General features: G+C 69.5%; 12 protein-coding genes and 1 pseudogene. 8 read left to right on the plus strand and 5 right to left on the minus strand.

The features are described 5' to 3' along the window. Positions 1-36 precede the first annotated feature (36 nt). The 5 genes from dnaK (at position 37) to ACWC09_RS33270 (ending at position 5,811) form a co-directional block, all read left to right on the plus strand. Positions 37-1,881, plus strand: a complete 1,845-nt coding sequence (gene dnaK, locus ACWC09_RS33250; RefSeq protein ID WP_450854641.1) for a molecular chaperone DnaK — start codon at positions 37-39, stop codon at positions 1,879-1,881. Beyond that, the gene (grpE, locus tag ACWC09_RS33255) at positions 1,878-2,543 is read left to right on the plus strand and encodes a nucleotide exchange factor GrpE (RefSeq protein WP_450854642.1); all 666 of its coding nucleotides are present in this window, start codon (positions 1,878-1,880) and stop codon (positions 2,541-2,543) included. Before dnaK ends, grpE begins: the two co-directional genes overlap by 4 nt. Positions 2,544-2,588: 45 nt before the next feature. Further along, positions 2,589-3,770: a molecular chaperone DnaJ gene (dnaJ, locus tag ACWC09_RS33260; protein WP_450854643.1), complete on the plus strand. Its 1,182-nt coding sequence runs from the start codon at positions 2,589-2,591 to the stop codon at positions 3,768-3,770. Between the two features lie 5 nt (positions 3,771-3,775). After that, the gene (locus ACWC09_RS33265) at positions 3,776-4,222 is read left to right on the plus strand and encodes a heat shock protein transcriptional repressor HspR (RefSeq protein WP_450854644.1); all 447 of its coding nucleotides are present in this window, start codon (positions 3,776-3,778) and stop codon (positions 4,220-4,222) included. A gap of 518 nt (positions 4,223-4,740) precedes the next feature. Then, on the plus strand, positions 4,741-5,811 hold the full coding sequence (locus tag ACWC09_RS33270; RefSeq protein ID WP_450854680.1) for a sugar ABC transporter substrate-binding protein: 1,071 nt from the start codon (positions 4,741-4,743) through the stop codon (positions 5,809-5,811). 42 nt (positions 5,812-5,853) lie between these two features. On the opposite strand, the gene ACWC09_RS33275 is transcribed toward ACWC09_RS33270, so the two are convergent. From ACWC09_RS33275 to ACWC09_RS33285, 3 genes are read right to left on the minus strand one after another with little or no spacing between them, the layout of a single operon-like run. Continuing rightward, positions 5,854-6,696, minus strand: coding sequence for a transglutaminase family protein (locus tag ACWC09_RS33275; protein WP_450854645.1), 843 nt, complete (start codon positions 6,694-6,696; stop codon positions 5,854-5,856). 1 nt (position 6,697) lies between these two features. Next, the gene (locus ACWC09_RS33280) at positions 6,698-7,630 is read right to left on the minus strand and encodes an alpha-E domain-containing protein (protein WP_450854646.1); all 933 of its coding nucleotides are present in this window, start codon (positions 7,628-7,630) and stop codon (positions 6,698-6,700) included. Further along, positions 7,627-9,171, minus strand: coding sequence for a circularly permuted type 2 ATP-grasp protein (locus ACWC09_RS33285; RefSeq protein ID WP_450854647.1), 1,545 nt, complete (start codon positions 9,169-9,171; stop codon positions 7,627-7,629). Before ACWC09_RS33285 ends, ACWC09_RS33280 begins: the two co-directional genes overlap by 4 nt. Positions 9,172-9,474: 303 nt before the next feature. Here ACWC09_RS33285 and ACWC09_RS33290 point away from each other — a divergent pair, with 303 nt between their 5' ends. Further along, positions 9,475-10,515 (plus strand): LuxR C-terminal-related transcriptional regulator, encoded by a 1,041-nt coding sequence (locus ACWC09_RS33290; protein WP_450854648.1) that lies wholly within the window; start codon positions 9,475-9,477, stop codon positions 10,513-10,515. Here ACWC09_RS33290 and ACWC09_RS33295 read toward each other — a convergent pair. Beyond that, positions 10,478-11,435, minus strand: a pseudogene (locus ACWC09_RS33295) (helix-turn-helix transcriptional regulator). The gene ACWC09_RS33290 and the pseudogene ACWC09_RS33295 sit on opposite strands and share 38 nt — an antisense overlap. 19 nt (positions 11,436-11,454) lie before the next feature. Continuing rightward, positions 11,455-12,399, minus strand: a complete 945-nt coding sequence (locus tag ACWC09_RS33300; RefSeq protein ID WP_450854681.1) for a helix-turn-helix transcriptional regulator — start codon at positions 12,397-12,399, stop codon at positions 11,455-11,457. Between the two features lie 182 nt (positions 12,400-12,581). Between ACWC09_RS33300 and ACWC09_RS33305 the strand changes: the two genes are divergently transcribed. Together ACWC09_RS33305 and ACWC09_RS33310 are read left to right on the plus strand one after the other, a co-directional pair. Continuing rightward, complete coding sequence (locus ACWC09_RS33305) at positions 12,582-12,833, plus strand: hypothetical protein (protein ID WP_450854649.1); 252 nt, start codon at positions 12,582-12,584, stop codon at positions 12,831-12,833. Next, on the plus strand, positions 12,830-13,165 hold the full coding sequence (locus tag ACWC09_RS33310) for a Rieske (2Fe-2S) protein (protein ID WP_016437222.1): 336 nt from the start codon (positions 12,830-12,832) through the stop codon (positions 13,163-13,165). Before ACWC09_RS33305 ends, ACWC09_RS33310 begins: the two co-directional genes overlap by 4 nt. The last annotated feature ends 21 nt before the right edge of the window (positions 13,166-13,186 follow it).

Below are 13,186 nucleotides of genomic sequence, written 5' to 3' on the forward strand. Positions count from 1 at the left end.
AGTCCGTTCCACTCAAGTCAGCTGGAGGAAATCACCATGGCACGTGCGGTCGGCATCGACCTGGGCACGACTAACTCCGTCGTCAGCGTTCTGGAGGGCGGCGAGCCCACCGTCATCACCAACGCCGAGGGTGCCAGGACCACGCCGTCCGTCGTCGCCTTCGCGAAGAACGGTGAGGTGCTGGTCGGCGAGGTCGCCAAGCGCCAGGCGGTCACGAACGTGGACCGGACCATCCGCTCCGTGAAGCGCCACATGGGCACGGACTGGAAGATCGAGCTCGACGGGAAGCAGTTCAACCCGCAGCAGATGAGCGCCTTCATCCTGCAGAAGCTGAAGCGCGACGCCGAGTCCTACCTGGGCGAGAAGGTGACCGACGCGGTCATCACCGTCCCGGCCTACTTCAACGACTCGGAGCGTCAGGCGACGAAGGAAGCCGGTGAGATCGCCGGTCTGAACGTCCTTCGTATCGTCAACGAGCCCACCGCGGCCGCGCTCGCGTACGGCCTCGACAAGGACGACCAGACGATCCTCGTCTTCGACCTCGGTGGCGGTACCTTCGACGTCTCGCTGCTGGAGATCGGCGACGGCGTCGTCGAGGTGAAGGCCACCAACGGCGACAACCACCTCGGTGGTGACGACTGGGACCAGCGCGTCGTCGACTACCTGGTGCAGCAGTTCCAGAGCGGTCACGGCGTGGACCTCGGCAAGGACAAGATGGCCCTCCAGCGCCTCCGTGAGGCTGCGGAGAAGGCGAAGATCGAGCTGTCGAGCTCCACCGAGACCTCGATCAACCTGCCCTACATCACGGCCTCCGCCGAGGGTCCGCTGCACCTGGACGAGAAGCTCACCCGGGCTCAGTTCCAGCAGCTGACGGCCGACCTGCTGGAGCGCTGCAAGACGCCGTTCCACAACGTCATCAAGGACGCCGGCATCTCGATCAACGAGATCGACCACGTCGTCCTGGTCGGTGGCTCCACCCGTATGCCCGCCGTCGCCGAGCTCGTCAAGGAGCTGACCGGCGGCAAGGAGGCCAACAAGGGTGTGAACCCGGACGAGGTCGTCGCCATCGGTGCCTCGCTCCAGGCCGGTGTCCTCAAGGGTGAGGTCAAGGACGTCCTGCTCCTCGACGTGACCCCGCTGTCCCTCGGTATCGAGACCAAGGGCGGCATCATGACCAAGCTCATCGAGCGGAACACGACGATCCCGACCAAGCGGTCCGAGATCTTCACCACCGCCGAGGACAACCAGCCGTCCGTGCAGATCCAGGTCTACCAGGGCGAGCGCGAGATCGCGGCGTACAACAAGAAGCTCGGTATGTTCGAGCTGACCGGTCTGCCGCCGGCGCCCCGTGGCGTCCCGCAGATCGAGGTGTCCTTCGACATCGACGCCAACGGCATCATGCACGTGACCGCCAAGGACCTGGGCACGGGCAAGGAGCAGAAGATGACCGTCACCGGCGGCTCCTCGCTGCCGAAGGACGAGGTCGACCGGATGCGCCAGGAGGCCGAGCAGTACGCGGAGGAGGACCACCGCCGCCGCGAGGCCGCCGAGACCCGCAACCAGGGCGAGCAGCTCGTCTACCAGACGGAGAAGTTCCTCAAGGACAACGAGGACAAGGTCCCCGGCGAGGTCAAGACCGAGGTCGAGGCCGCCGTCGAGGAGCTGAAGACCGCGCTCAAGGGCGAGGACACCGCCGAGATCCGCACCGCCACGGAGAAGGTCGCGGCCGTCTCCCAGAAGGTCGGCCAGGCCATGTACGCCGACGCCCAGGCCGCGCAGGCCGCCGGTGGCGCGTCCGCCGATGACGAGGCGCCCAAGGCCGACGACGACGTGGTCGACGCCGAGATCGTGGACGACGAGCGCAAGGACGGTGCCGCGTGACGGAGGAGACCCCGGGCTTCGAGGAGAAGCCCGACGTCCCCTCCGGCGCGACCCCCGACGACGCCGAGCCGAAGGCCGCTCCCTCCTCCAACGGGGAGGGGGCGGCCCCGGCCGGGGACGCAGCAGTACAGATCGCCGGTCTGACGGCCCAGCTGGACCAGGTGCGCAAGGCGCTCGACGAGCGCACGACGGACCTCCAGCGGCTCCAGGCCGAGTTCCAGAACTACCGCCGCCGCGTGGAGCGGGACCGGATCACGGTCAAGGAGATCGCCATCGCGAACCTCCTGACCGAACTCCTGCCCGTGCTCGACGACATCGGCCGCGCGCGGGAACACGGCGAGTTCGTCGGCGGATTCAAGTCCGTCGGGGAGTCGCTGGAGACCGTCGCGGCGAAGATGGGTCTGCAGCAGTTCGGCAAGGAGGGCGAGCCCTTCGACCCGACGATCCACGAGGCCCTGATGCACAGTTACGCGCCGGACGTCACCGAGACGACGTGCGTGGCGATTCTGCAGCCCGGGTATCGCATCGGCGAGCGCACCATCCGCCCCGCGCGGGTGGCCGTCGCCGAGCCCCAGCCGGGCGCGCAGACGGTCAAGGCCGAGGGGGCCGACGAGGCTCCGGCGGCCGGCGACGACAAGGACAACGGCCCTGAGGAGGGCTGAAGTCGTAGAGAGTGAGCGGAACACCGGAAAGGGGGAGCGTCGAGGATGAGCACCAAGGACTTCATCGAGAAGGACTACTACAAGGTCCTCGGCGTCCCCAAGGACGCCACCGAGGCCGAGATCAAGAAGGCGTACCGGAAGCTCGCCCGCGAGTTCCACCCGGACGCCAACAAGGGCAACGCCAAGGCGGAGGAGCGCTTCAAGGAGATCTCCGAGGCGAACGACATCCTCGGTGACCCCAAGAAGCGCAAGGAGTACGACGAGGCACGCGCCCTCTTCGGCAACGGCGGGTACCGCCCGGGGCCGGGCGGCGCGGGCGGCTCCTTCAACTTCGACCTGGGCGACCTCTTCGGAGGCGGCGCCCAGGGCGGCGGCGGGAGTTCCGGCGGCTTCGGCGGCGGACTCGGTGACGTCTTCGGGGGCCTGTTCAACCGCGGCAGCTCCGGTACGACCCGGGTGCAGCCCCGGCGCGGCCAGGACATCGACACCGAGGTCAGCCTCAACTTCACCGAGGCGATCGAGGGCGCGACGGTTCCGCTGCGCATGACCTCGCAGGCCCCGTGCAAGGCATGCTCCGGCACCGGCGACGCGAACGGCAACCCACGGGTGTGCCCGACGTGCGTCGGTACCGGCCAGGTCGCCCGGGGTTCGGGCGGCGGCTTCTCGCTCACCGACCCCTGCCCGGACTGCAAGGGCCGCGGCCTGATCGCGGAGAACCCCTGCGAGGTCTGTTCGGGCAGCGGTCGCGCCAAGTCGTCCCGCACCATGCAGGTCCGCATCCCTGCGGGTGTCTCCGACGGGCAGCGCATCCGCCTGCGCGGCAAGGGCGCACCCGGCGAACGGGGCGGTCCCGCGGGCGACCTGTACGTCACGGTCCATGTCTCCCCGCACCCGGTGTTCGGCCGCAAGGACGACAACCTCACGGTGACGGTCCCGGTGACCTTCGCGGAGGCGGCGCTCGGCGGCGAGGTCAGGGTCCCCACCCTGGGCGGACCGCCGGTCACCCTGAAGCTGCCGCCGGGCACGCCCAACGGCCGCACCATGCGTGCCCGGGGCAAGGGCGCGGTCCGCAAGGACGGCACCCGCGGCGACCTGCTGGTCACCGTCGAGGTGAGTGTCCCGAAGGACGTGACGGGGAAGGCTCGTGACGCACTGGAGGCGTATCGCGAGGCGACCGCGGGCGAGGACCCGCGGGCGGAGCTGTTCCAGGCCGCGAAGGGAGTATGAGAGAGATGGACGGCCGTCGACGCAACCCGTACGAACTGACCGAGGAAACCCCGGTCTACGTCATCTCGGTGGCGGCCCAGCTCTCCGGCCTGCACCCGCAGACCCTTCGCCAGTACGACCGCCTCGGCCTGGTCTCCCCGGACCGCACGGCCGGGCGGGGCCGCCGCTACTCGGCCCGGGACATCGAACTGCTCCGCACGGTGCAGGCGCTGTCCCAGGACGAGGGCATCAACCTGGCCGGCATCAAGCGCATCATCGAACTGGAGAACCAGGTCGCCGCGCTCCAGCAGCGTGTCGTCGAACTCCAGGCGGCCGTGGACGGCGCGGCGGCGGCGATGCAGCAGCGCGAGGCGGCGGTGCACGCGTCGTACCGCCGCGACCTGGTGCCGTACCAGGAGGTGCAGCAGACCAGCGCGCTGGTGGTGTGGCGGCCGAAGAAGGCCAAGGACTAGGCGCACAGGCGCAGATGAGGAAGGGGCGGGGAGGCCCAGCGGCCACCCCGCCCCTTTCGCGTCTGTGCCGCGGCGGTCGCGCGTCCGGCCGGTTTCAAGTCGGTCCTTCTGTAGGGCATTTGGTGGGACGGATCTTTGCATGCCATTGACCGTCGTGTGAGTGGCTGGGTTTGTTCGGTCATTCGGTCGAGCCGGGGGTGGGGCCCGGAGCTGGCCCGATCGTCGAACCACCGGGAATCGGGTTGGATATGCGGATCTTTTCCTTCCTCCTGCCGGGCGTCGAGTGGAGGGTCGGTAAAGGGCGTTTGGAGGGGGTTCCGCCATGTCTTCACATGGTCAGCTGAGCGTGGCGTTGCGCACTCGTTAAGTAGTTCCGCTTGACGCCCGGGGGCGGCTCCGCGTTGGCTTTCCAGTCACGTCCCGAATCAGTCGCGTCCGTCCCGAATGCATCAGAAGTGAGCAGGCCAGTGAGCAGCAGCCCCACGCGTCGTATCGCCATAACCGTGGCAGCGTCCACGATGACCCTGTCGCTGGCCGGCTGCGGCATGCTGAACGTGTCGGGGGACAGCAGCTCGGCGAGCCCGACGAAGGGCAACGACCTCACGGTGGGCGTGCTGATGCCGGACACCATCAACACCCGCTACACCAACTTCGACTACCCGATCATGAAGAAGAAGATCCTGGAGCTCACCCACAACCAGGGTCGCGTCGCGTACGCCAACGCCGGGTCGTCCGCCTCCAAGCAGACCAAGCAGATGCAGAAGATGATCGACGACAAGGTCGACATCATCGTGCTGGACGCCGTCGACTCGCACGCCATCGCCACCCAGGTGAAGAAGGCCAAGGACGCGGGCATCCCGGTCATCGCCTACGACCGGCTGGCCGAGGGCCCGATCGAGGCGTACGTCTCCTTCGACAACGAGCTGGTGGGCGAGGTGCAGGCGCGTACGCTCCTGGACGCCCTGGGGTCGAAGGCCGACACCTCCGACAAGGTCATCATGATCAACGGTTCGCCGACCGACCCGAACAGCAAGCAGTTCAAGGCCGGCGCGCTGTCCGAGCTCAACGGCAAGGTGACGATCGCCAAGTCGTACGACACCAAGGACTGGGACCCCAAGGTCGCCGAGCAGGAGACGGCCACGGCGGCCAATGCGCTCGGCAAGGACAACATCGCCGCGGTGTACTCCGCCAACGACGCGATGGCGGGCGGCATCGTCAAGGCCCTCAAGGCGGCCGGCGTGACCCAGATGCCGCCGATCACCGGCCAGGACGCGGACCTCGACGCGGTGCAGCGGATCCTCTCCGGCGAGCAGTACATGACCGTCTACAAGCCCTACCCGGACGAGGCCGAGGCCGCCGCCCAGATGGCCGTCTTCAGGGTGCAGGGCAAGAACATCCAGTTCGACGCCCTGACCCAGGACAGCGTGGACAGCCCCAGCAACAAGAACATCCCCGCGCAGCTCGTCACCGTGACCGCCCTGACGAAGAAGAACATCAAGGACACGGTGGTCGCGGACGGCATCTACAAGGTCTCGCAGATCTGCACCAGCGCGTACAAGTCGGAGTGCGCGACGGTCGGCCTGAAGTGACGAAGCGGGCCGGGCGCCGACACCCGGCCCTCTCCCGTCCGTTCACGCCACCCGCGTGAACTCCACCGACACCTCCGGCGACCCTCCGGGCACGCCCCGGTAGATGCCCTTGTGCGGGGTCACGTCGTCGTAGTCGCGGCCCCGGGCCACCACCACGTGGGACTCGTCGGCGCGGACGCGGTTGGTGGGGTCGTAGCCGCACCAGTCGCCCGCCCAGTACTCGATCCAGGCGTGGCTCTCCCCGGCCACGGGACGGTGGAGTTCGGCCTCGCGCTCCGGGTGGAGATAACCGGAGACATAGCGGGCCGGGAGGCCCACGCCCCGCAGCAGGGCGACGGTGAGGTGGGTGATGTCCTGGCAGACGCCGGCGCCCTGCTCCCAGGCCTCCGCGGGGGAGGTGTTCACACTGGTCGCGCCGGGGAGGTACGACACCCGGTCGGCGACCAGCGCCGAGACCGCGACCGCCGTCTCGTGCGGGTCGAGCCCGGCCGCCGCCTTCCGCGCCTTCTTGACCAGCTTCGGCGGGACCGTCGTACGGCCCGTGGGGGTGGCGAACTCCAACAGGCGGGAGCCCGCGATGCGTTCGGCCACCTCGGCCCAGCTCGGCGCGGCCGGCAGCGGCTCCGCCGGGGACGTCTCGACCAGGCTGGAGGCGGTGATGACGAGCTTGCCGTGCGGGTCCATCAGGTCGAAGCCGGTGACCTGGGTGCCCCAGTAGTCCCAGTACGACCAGGTGGGCGTCGTCGGATTGACGGTGACCCGGGCGTCCAGGGTCGTCTGGCCGGGCAGCGTCAGCGGCGTCATCCGGACCTCGTTGTGCGAGGAGGCCGCGGGCTGGGCGTAGGAGACCCGGGTGGTGTGCTTGATGCGGAGGCGACGAGCCATGTCAGGCTCCTTCCTGGGCCCACTCGACGGGCCCCTGGTACGGGAAGAACCGCTCCGCCACCCCGTCGGCGGACGCCATGCAGGCCTGCTGCAGATCCCGCAGCAGGACCGGCAGCTGGTCTTCGAGGGTGTGGGTGTCCAGGTATTCGAGCCGGGTGCGCATCCGGCCGATCGGGCGGCGCGCCGGGTCCTGGCGCGGGCGGCCCAGCGCTGTCAGGCATTCCTCCGCCGTGGTCAGGGCGTGCAGCGCCGAGCGCGGGAAGTCCCGGTCCAGGAGCAGGAATTCGGCCACCCGCGAGGTGTCCCCGAAGCCGCTGTACACGCGGGCGAACGCCTCGTCGGCGCCGGACGCGCTCAGCAGGGTCGGCCAGTCCGGCGCGTGCGCCGCGTCCAGCACCCGGACCGACAGCAGCCGTACGGTCATGTCGACCCGTTCCAGACTCCGCCCGAGCACCACGAACCGCCAGCTGTCGTCGCGGCTCATGGTGGAGTCGGCGAGACCGAAGAAGAGGGCTGCTCGGCGTCGTACCAGTTCCAGGTAGGCGTACGGACCCGTGCGGCGCGCCGCCAGCCGCTGGTCGGCCAGCGCGTGCCAGGTGGAGTTGAGGCACTCCCACATCTCGGAGGAGACGGCCTCACGGGCGCTGCGGGCGTTCAGCCGCGCCGCGCCCAGCGCCCCCTCGATCGACCCCGTCGAACGGGCGTCGAAGGCCAGCTGGTCCAGGACCTGCTGCATGTCGCAGGGGCCGTCACCGGCGTCCATGCCGAGGATCGCGTACAGCGACCGGCAGGCCGCGTCCTCGTCGCGCCAGGGGTCCTCCAGCATGCGGTGCAGATAGGCGTCGAGAATGCGCCCGGTGGCGTCGGCGCGCTCGACGTAACGGCCGGTCCAGGTCAGGGCCTCGGCGATGCGGGAGAGGATCACGTCGTTCACTGCTGCTGCGCCCCTTCCTGTACGACGGTGGGGGTGCCGTCGGGTCCGAGCTGACGAGGGGCGACGTCGAGGGGGTCGCCGGGGCCGAGCGGCTCGGGCGACTCGGCCGGGCCCTCCGCGAGCACCCAGGTGTCCTTGGAGCCGCCGCCCTGGCTGGAGTTGACGATCAGGTTGCCTTCCTGCAACGCCACGCGCGTCAGGCCGCCGGGGAGGACCCAGACATCGTTGCCGTCGTTCACGGCGAACGGACGCAGGTCGATGTGGCGTGGGGCCATGCGCTCGCCCGCGAGGGTGGGGGAGGTGGACAGGGCGACCGGGCGCTGGGCGATGAAGCCGCGCGGATCGGCGGTCACTGCTTTGCGAGTGCGTTCGAGGGTGGCCTTGTCGGACTTCGGGCCGATGACGATGCCCTGGCCGCCGGCGCCGTCGACGGGCTTGACGACCAGCTGGTCGATCTGGTCGAGAACCGCGTCCAACTGCCCTGGTTCATCAGGTCGGAAGGACTCCACGTTCGGCAGAATCGGTTCTTCGGAGAGGTAGTAGCGGATGAGGTCCGGTACGTAGGTGTAGAGCAGCTTGTCGTCGGCGATCCCGTTGCCCACCGCGTTCGCGAGTGTGACGTTCCCGGCCATCGCGGCGCCCATGATGCCGGGGCAGCCGATCACCGAGTCGGGGCGGAAGTGGAGCGGGTCGAGGAAGTCGTCGTCCAGGCGCCGGTATACGACATGGACGGGCACCTCGCCGCGGGTCGTGCGCATCCAGACGCGGTTGTTGCGGCAGACCAGGTCGTGCCCCTCGACCAGCTGCACACCCATCAGCCGGGCCAGCAGGGCGTGCTCGAAGTAGGCGGCGTTGCTGGGGCCGGGGGTGAGGACGACGACCCGGGGATCCTGCGCGCCACCCGGGGCGGCGGCGCGCAGGGCGGCCAGCAGCCGCTGGGCGTATCCGTCGACCGGCAGGACGTGCTGCTCGGCGAAGAGCGAGGGGAAGATGCGCGTCATCGCGCGCCGGTTCTCGATGACGTACGAGACGCCGCTGGGCACCCGCACGTTGTCCTCGAGCACCCGGAAGTCCCCGGCCTCGTCCCGCACCAGGTCGATTCCGGCCACATGGATGCGTACCCCGCCCGGTGGCTCGACCCCGTGCGCGGCGCGGTGGAAGTGCGGGGAGTTGAGCAGCAGCCGCCAGGGCACCACGCCGTCCTCGAAGGCACAGCAGGGGCCGTAGGCGTCCGCGAGGTAGGCCTCCAGGGCCCTGACCCGCTGGCTCACCCCGCGTTGTATGAGATCCCACTCCAGGGCGTCGAGGATCCTCGGCACGAGATCCAGTGGCCAGGGCCGCTCCTCGCCCGCGAAGGCGTAGGTCACGCCCCGGTCCGTGAAGGCACGGGCCATCTGGTCCGCCCGGAACCGGAGTTCGCTCGGCTCGATCGGCTGAAGTGCAGCCAGCACCGGCTCATAGGCGGTCCTGACCTCACCTGGCCGCTCAAACATCTCGTCCCACGCGTCGGCCAACGCGTATGCGTCAAATATGTCCGCCATGAGGGGACGTTAGAGGCGCCGCGTAACAAACCGATCACCGCGGTATTTCCGGGAGCTTGCGCGGAAGGTCGTCTTCCGTCGTCGGGGGGCCGCGCGCGCCACCGTCAGCTTGTTGCAAGTCGACGGACGGGGGCCTGGAGAAACCCGGGCACAACGGTTGTTTACGGCGGTCTTGACGGAGAGAGCCGTGTTGCGGAGCCGGTTGTGTCCGCGCATAGTTGCGCTGCGGAAAGCGCGAGCGAACCGAAGCGAACCGTAGGGGCACGCCTGTACAAGAGGCTCGAACCGGGGGTGGGATGGGCGATGGCCGGGCACGGGACGGAGGAGCATCCTCACGGTGCCGACCGACTGTGCGAGGCCGGGGATCGCGTGTATTCCCGGGCCGTACGGCGGGGCCGCGTGGCGCGCCGGGACGCCGACCAGGTGCCCTGTCTGCTCGAACTCGCTCTGCTGCATCCGGACCCCGACGACATGGACTGGCTGGTCCCGACCTCTCCGCAGGAGGTCATGACCCGGCTGCTGCGCGGGGTGTACGACGAGGTCAGCTCAAGTCAGCGCCGGGTGGGGTCCGCGGTGGCGGCCTTCGAGTGGTACGCGGGCCTCGGGCCCTCGACACCCCAGACGGGCGCCGCGGAGGGCAGCGCGATCCGCGTGCTCGACGGGCTGTCCCGGATTCAGGCCGCGATGGACGAGGCGACGGAGGCCTGCACGACCGAGGTCATCACCGTCCAGCCCGGCGGCATCCGCCCCGAGCACGAACTGACCGAGGGCCTGCACCGGGCGCTCGCCCTGCGCGGGCGGGGTGTCAGGATGCGCGACCTGTACACCCACGTGGCCCGGCACGGCCAGGGGCTGCTCAACTACCTTGAGCTGATGGGCGGTTCGGTCGAGGCCCGCAGCCTGGACGAGGTGATCGAGCGGCTGATCCTCTTCGACCGCACGGTGGCCTTCATCCCCGCGAACGCGGACCGCACCCTCGCCCTGGAGCTGCGCCACCCCGCCCTGGTCGACTACCTGGGCACGGTCTTCGACCGCCTCTGGCGCCTGGCCATCCCCCTCACCGCCCCCCTCCCCGACACCGGCATCGAGGGCATCTCCCACCGCGAGCAGTCCATCGCCGCGCTCCTCGCGGAGGGCCACCAGGACGCGGTGATCGCGGAGCGGCTCGGCATCAGCGTCCGCACCTGCCGCGCCCACATCGCCCGCCTCTCCGAGACCCTGGGCGCCGCCAGCCGCACCCAACTGGGCGTCCGCATCGCCCAGGTGGGCCTCGACGGCCCCCGTCACCCCGCCGACGCGACGCCCGTCACTCTGCCCGGTCAAGAATCCCCGACCGCCCGATGAGATAGCCGAGCTGCGCCCGGCTCTCACTGCCGAGCGTCGCCGCGAGCTTGGCGGTGGGGGCACCTCCCGCGCGAGCGAATTCGAGCGTGGGGGAGGACGCGGGCGGTGCGGATGTTCATGCCGAGCCGCTCCGCGATGACGGCGTCGGTGTGGCCCTCGACGAGGAGGGCGGCGATGGCGTGCTGGCGGGGGGTGATGCCGTCCAGGGAGGCGGGTTGGGCGGCCTGCGGGTGCATGGGGGTGGCCAGGCACCAGAGGCGGTCGAAGGTGGTGGCGAAGTAGTCGATCAGGGCCGGGTGACGTACTTCGAGGGCGAGGGTGCGGTCCTTGTTGGCGGGGATGAAGGCCACGGTGCGGTCGATCACGACGAGGCGCTCGGTGACCTGGTCGAGGGTGCGTGCCTGGGCGTCGCCCCTGAGCTGCTCGTAGCGGGCCACGACGGCCGGGGAGTGGCGCTGGGTGTGCTGGTAGTCCAGCCGGGTGGCGGGGCTCTGGCCGTCGTAGGGCTGGATGGCCAGAAGCTCGTGGGAGGCGTCGGCCATGGCGGTGGTGATCGCCTCGTTGATGCGGTCGAGTCCGCTGTGGAAGCCGATGGCCGGCAGGTACGTGGCCGCCGTGCTCCGCCCGGGGATCCGCAGGAGCGGCTCGAACGCCTCGACCAGCCGCCGCTCGCGCCGGCGTTCGTCGGCGATGCGGTCCGCCGAGCTGTGCAGCAGGCGGTGGAGGACGACGGCCGGGTTCAACGGCTCCAGCCGGGTCGGGTCCGCGGTGGGCCGCAGCAGGCCCAGGGCGGCCACACAGGGGGTGGTGTCGGCCTCCGCGGTGCTCACGTGCCCCTCGCGCGGTGCGCGTTCGTACAGAGCCGCTCCTGGGGAGCACAGCTCTTGCGTACCGTGGTCCTGATGCGTCGCCTCGGTCACCGCGCTCCTCTCCCCCGGATCAGAGGTCCTGCTCCAGGATTCCCGACTGGGCGATGAGGAAGCCGAGTTGGGCCCGGCTGCCGCTGCCCAGGGCGGTGGCGAGCTTGGCGATGTGGGCCCGGCAGGTGCGCACGTTCATGCCCAGGCGCCGCGCGATCGCCTCGTCGACATGGCCCTCGACGAGGAGCTTGGCGATGGAGTGCTGGATCTCCGTGATGCCGTCGGGGGCGGTCTCGTACGGTGCTCCGGCGCTCAGCGGGACCGCGCGGGCCCACATGAACTCGAAGACCTTGATCAGGTAGCGGACCAGTCCGGGGTGGCGCAGTTCGAGGGCGATCTCCCCGTCGTCGCGGGTGGGGATGAAGGCGACGGTCTCGTCGCAGACGATCAGCCGCTCGACGAGTTCGTCGATCGTGCGGTACTCCACTTTGCCGTCGACGAACTGCGCCACGTAGGCAAGCGTCTCGGGGCTGTACCGGGCGGGGTGCTGGTACAGGGTCCGGATGCGGCAGCCCCGCTCGATCAGCGGCCGGTCGCGGTCCAGGGCCTTGGTGAGGACGTTTTCGAGACGGCGTCGGCTCGGCTGGACCGTGAGCATCTCGGTCTGGCACTGGGCGGTGGCCAGGTCGAGCGCCGCGTTGATCCGGTCGAGGCCCTCGAGCACCGTGATCGAGTGCGTCGTGGCCGTCGGCTGGGCACTGATGCTCATGAACGGCTCGAAAGCACCGGCGAGTTCGATGGACTCCCGCCTGCGCTGCGTGATCTCGTGCTCGATCGGATTGAGCCTCTGGGCCAGGGCGATCGAAGGGGGCACCGGACGTAGCCAGTTCGGGTCGTCCGGATCCGGATGAAGGAGGGCGAACTCCATCAAACAGGGTGCAGGCTCCACATCCGCACGGGCTACGCGTCCCGTCCGGAGAGCGTTGCCATAAAGGCGGTGCCCGTCCTCGCACAGGTCGGTCAGCCCGTGGGGATGTGTCTGCTTAGTCTCATTTATTGCCAAATCTCCACCCCCCAGGGTCCTGAACGTGCAGGAACATGATGCATCGTTTGTGTGGCCATGACGTGCCGGAATGGGCCATCGTCGTATTCGGACGGGGGAGAGGTGACCTTCAAATGAGGACGAAGCCGACTATGCATAAGAGAATGCTTCGCTCGGCGCTTGTCGCCGCCTTCTCCGCCGCATTGGCCTTCGGGGCGCTGGCCGGCCACGCGGGGACGAAGGGCGCTGTCGCACAGGACAGCAGTTGGCGCGTACAGGCCGCGGCTGCCGCCGGTGCCGGCGACAGCAGCTGGGTGATCGTGGCGTCGGACGCCCCGGGTGACAGCTCCTGGGTCGCCCCGGCAGACAGCTCCTGGGTCGCCCCGGCAGACAGCAGCTGGGCCGTCCAGTCATGACCACCCCACCCGACGACCGCTCCTTCCGCCGCGAGATGGCCACGGCCTACCGCTCGGGCTGGCACTTCATCGACCTGGTCACCGCGATCCCCCACTCCGGTGACTCGTTGATGGTGACGGTCTTCGGTGAGCCCGTGGTCGTCACGCGGGACGAGGACGAGGACGTCCGGGCGTACCGGTGTCTGCGGCGGCCTCGGGGGGCGCCGCAGCCCGTGCGATGTGCCATCCGGTACGGAATGATCTTTGTGAACCTCGACCAACGAGACCACCGGCTGGTGGAACCGGAAACCCCCGATGTTCGGACCATCTCAGCCACCCCCCGCAGTGCCTGACGCGAATCCCCCGTCGTAACA

The organism is Streptomyces sp. NPDC001617 (genome assembly GCF_053596855.1).

Excerpts from the sequence above, each read along its gene's own strand:
- dnaK (WP_450854641.1), top strand. The coding sequence starts at position 37 with ATGGCACGTGCGGTCGGCATCGACCTGGGCACGACTAACTCCGTCGTC.
- dnaJ (WP_450854643.1), top strand. The coding sequence starts at position 2,589 with ATGAGCACCAAGGACTTCATCGAGAAGGACTACTACAAGGTCCTCGGC.
- ACWC09_RS33265 (WP_450854644.1), top strand. The coding sequence starts at position 3,776 with ATGGACGGCCGTCGACGCAACCCGTACGAACTGACCGAGGAAACCCCG.
- ACWC09_RS33270 (WP_450854680.1), top strand. The coding sequence starts at position 4,741 with ATGACCCTGTCGCTGGCCGGCTGCGGCATGCTGAACGTGTCGGGGGAC.
- ACWC09_RS33275 (WP_450854645.1), bottom strand. The coding sequence starts at position 6,696 with ATGGCTCGTCGCCTCCGCATCAAGCACACCACCCGGGTCTCCTACGCC.
- ACWC09_RS33285 (WP_450854647.1), bottom strand. The coding sequence starts at position 9,171 with ATGGCGGACATATTTGACGCATACGCGTTGGCCGACGCGTGGGACGAG.
- ACWC09_RS33290 (WP_450854648.1), top strand. The coding sequence starts at position 9,475 with ATGGCCGGGCACGGGACGGAGGAGCATCCTCACGGTGCCGACCGACTG.
- ACWC09_RS33305 (WP_450854649.1), top strand. The coding sequence starts at position 12,582 with ATGCTTCGCTCGGCGCTTGTCGCCGCCTTCTCCGCCGCATTGGCCTTC.
- ACWC09_RS33310 (WP_016437222.1), top strand. The coding sequence starts at position 12,830 with ATGACCACCCCACCCGACGACCGCTCCTTCCGCCGCGAGATGGCCACG.